The 3,520-nt window shown below is 54.0% G+C and carries 4 protein-coding genes; all 4 read right to left on the bottom strand.

Annotated features, from left to right (window positions below; genetic code table 11):
- Positions 1 to 116: 116 nt before the first annotated feature.
- Positions 117 to 1,235: an ABC transporter ATP-binding protein gene (locus IBX50_RS18520; RefSeq protein WP_292257880.1), complete on the bottom strand. Its 1,119-nt coding sequence runs from the start codon at positions 1,233 to 1,235 to the stop codon at positions 117 to 119.
- Positions 1,232 to 1,906 carry a molybdate ABC transporter permease subunit gene (gene modB, locus IBX50_RS18515; protein WP_292257879.1) on the bottom strand — a complete coding sequence of 225 codons (675 nt, stop codon included), beginning with the start codon at positions 1,904 to 1,906 and terminating at the stop codon, positions 1,232 to 1,234. Before modB ends, IBX50_RS18520 begins: the two co-directional genes overlap by 4 nt.
- Entirely contained in the window at positions 1,906 to 2,664 is a 759-nt protein-coding gene (gene modA / locus IBX50_RS18510) for a molybdate ABC transporter substrate-binding protein (protein WP_292257878.1), read from the bottom strand. The genes modB and modA overlap by 1 nt, the downstream gene beginning before the upstream one ends.
- An 84-nt stretch (positions 2,665 to 2,748) precedes the next feature.
- The coding region (gene arsB / locus IBX50_RS18505; protein WP_292257877.1) for an ACR3 family arsenite efflux transporter at positions 2,749 to 3,520 on the bottom strand (772 nt) is incomplete at its 5' end.

Here is a 3,520-nt window from a genome sequence, read left to right as displayed (position 1 = left end):
CATCATGTTGATTATTACACTGGGAACCGGTCTGGGATCACTGCTGGCGGTGATGATGGGCAGTCGCCGTTTGTTTGATGAACGTCAGCGACTCAGGCTGGATCGTTTGCAGAGTCCTACGGACTGAACAGATGTAATTGATCGGCCAATAGACTGAGTGTAACTGCCATACCGGATTGTAACTGCTGGCGCTCGACAAAATGCCGAGGCACATAAAAACGTAACGGCCAGTCCGGGGCGTGATTCGGTCGAATGCTCAGGCTGGCATGAGGACCGAGTAACACCAGCTCCTCTATTTTTCCTTGCACCGGATTCTCCTTGTCACCGGGTACGGGTCGATCAGGGCGATGTAACAACAGGCTCTGGGGTGGAGCCATCCATTGTACTGTTTGCCCAGTAATAAACTCCGGCTGCCCCGGCAGGGTCAGTGGTAGTCCCAGCCAGTCCAGTAGTAATTGATGTTGATCAGAGGCAAGAATCCGCCCTTCAAACAGGTTCTGCATTCCCAGCAGCCTTGCTACGGTAGGGCTGGCGGGGTGGCTCATCAGTTGATCTGGTGCACTGACTTGTAACAGCTGTCCGTGATGCAACACACAGATGCGATCAGCCAGCTGCAGAGCTTCTTCCAGATCATGAGTCACCAGCAGCGTGGGTGCCTGGATTTCCTGACGCAGTAATGCCAGTTCACGGCGCAGTTTCTGGCGGGTGGCCTGATCCACAGCAGAAAAGGGTTCATCCAGCAACAGAGCGCGGGGTTGAGCCACCAGTGCTCTTGCCAGAGCCACGCGCTGGCGCTGACCACCTGATAATTCATGCGGTTTGCGGCGTTCCAGTCCTTTTAAATGAACACGTTCCAGCCAGGCTTGAGCAGATTGCAGTGCTTGCTGTCGGGGTAAATGGCGTAAAGGGATCAGCAGGTTTTCCAGTGCATTCAGGTGTGGAAACAACGCATAACCCTGAAACACCATGCCCAGCTGACGCTGCTCCGGGGGACGATTTATACCACGGCGGGTATCCAACCAGCAGTCCTGACCGCTGTGAATATGGCCTGCAACATCCTGGTAGAGTCCGGCCAGACTCCTCAGCAGAGTGGTTTTACCACTGCCGGAAGGGCCAAGTAATGCCAGCAGTTCACCCGGCTGGCAGTTGAGGCTGACATTCATGGGGATATTGCCATGACCGGTCAGTTGCCAGTCCAGCGCACCACAAGTAGGCTGAGTTATGGATGGTGTCATGGGTTCTGATTCCTGCGCTGGCGCAGCAGCATCAACCATTGCAACAACAGCAGGCTAAAAAACGCCAGAGCCAGTAATAACAGTGCCATCTGGCCGGCGGCATCAAAGTTGAATGCCTGCACCTGATCATAAATGGCAATCGACAGGGTGCGGGTTTCTCCGGTCAGATTACCACCTACCATCAGCACCACCCCAAACTCACCCAGGGTATGGGTAAAGGTCAGCAGGAAGGCACCCACCAACCCCGGCCAGACCAGCGGCAGTTCTATTTTTAACAAGGATAACCAGGGGTTTAAACCACAGACCCGAGCTGCATCTCGGACTTCCGGATCGATGGCAGCAAACGCGTGCTGAATCGGTTGCACGGCAAAAGGCAGATTGGCGACTAGAGAGGCCAGCAGCAGTCCTTCAAAACTGAATGCCAGTGAAGTACCAAACAGGGATTCCCAGAATTGTCCCAGTGGCGCATCACCGGAAATCATCACCAGAAAGTAATAACCCAGCACGGTGGGTGGCAGTACCAGCGGCAGAAAAATCAGGCTGTGCAACAAGGGTGTGGCACGGTTGGTGTGCCATGCCAGCAGACGACCCAGAAAAATTCCTACCGGCAATAACAGCAGGCTGGTCAGTAATGCCAGCCGAAAGGAAATCTCCAGTGCCTGCCATTCCATCAGGGTGGACCAAACCCGTAGTGTAATAACCTTTCACGGGCTGCGGGGCTGCCCATGAAGTCATAAAAGGCTTGTGCGGTAGTACTGGCATTGTTCATCAGCACCATCCGTTGTTGCAGCGGTGGGTGCTGGTCTTCAGGAATCAACCAAGCCTGACCGGGCAGGTCAGCACGAGTGGATAACAGCGGCCAGGCCACTATGCCACTGCGAGCAGCACCGGCCAGTACAAACTGCACCGACTGAGCCGCATTTTCTCCCAGCACTAACCGATACTTTAACTCCTGATCCAGTCCCAGTTGCTCCAACCAGCCAATTGCTGCAACACCATAAGGAGCATGGCGGGGGTTGGCAATGGATAACTTGTGGGTGCTGCGAGCCTGTTGGTGCCAGTTGTTCAGAGCTTCATGGGCGTGTTCAGCGGTCAGGGGTTCACGAGAATAAAAAGCCAGTCGACCTCGTGCATAATCCTGTCCTGCATCACGGGTCAGACCTTCCTGATGCAGGATGTGTACATAGTCAGCATTGGCAGAAAAATACAACTCAAAAGGTGCACCCTGGCGCAGTTGGGTTGCAAATACCCCGGACGATCCATAAGTCACACTCAGCCGAGCTTGTGGATGTTGTTGAGTGAAAATCTCCACCAGTTCAGCCATGGCTGTTTGTAAATCCGCAGCGGCAGCAATACGCACAGGGGCTGGCTGACTGGCATACACTGATACAGGCAGCCACAGTAACAACAGCAAAATAACCAGTGGCATGAATGGCTCCGCTTATCCATCAAAGTTAGCGACAAGCTGACCATAGACCGCGAAATCGAGCAATACCTATAAAAGAGTAGAGGGTTATGAAAATCCCTCGCGGGTGCGATTGGCGTAACGCACCAGTGCCAGCATCAGCGGCACTTCCACCAGTACACCCACCACGGTAGCCAAAGCAGCACCGGATTGCAGGCCAAACAAGGCAATGGCAGCCGCCACCGCCAGTTCAAAGAAGTTGCTGGCACCAATCATGGCACCGGGTGCGGCAATGTTATGGGGCACTTTCCAGCTTTTTGCCCAGTAGTAGGCCAGCAGAAAAATCAGCACCGTCTGGATGATCAACGGGATGGCAATCAGGCCGATGTGCAGCGGGTTAGCCAGTATCACGTCACCCTGAAAGGCAAACAGCAACACCAGGGTGATGATCAGTGCTACCGGGGTGACCGAACCGATTTTGGGCATGAACACCTGATCAAACCAGTCCTGACTCTTGCGTTTGATCAGGGTGATACGGGTCAGATAACCGGCAGCCAGCGGGATCACAATGTACAGCACCACCGATAGAAACACCGTATCCCAGGGCACCGGAATGTTGGAAATACCCAGCAGCAGCACCACAATCGGCGCAAAGGCAAACAGCATGATGATGTCATTCAAGGCTACCTGCACCAAGGTGTAGGCTGCATCACCGCGTGTCAGGTAACTCCAGACAAACACCATCGCAGTGCAAGGGGCGGCACCCAGCAGGATGGCTCCGGCCAGATACTCATAAGCCAGAGCTTCGGGAATAAAAGGCTTAAAAACCACCAGCAGAAAAAACCAGCTGATGGCAAACATGCTGAAAGGTTTGATCAGC

This window comes from Marinospirillum sp. (genome assembly GCF_014859565.1).
The sequence above is the reverse complement of the archived record's forward strand: the minus strand, read 5'-3'. Positions and strand labels throughout refer to the sequence as shown.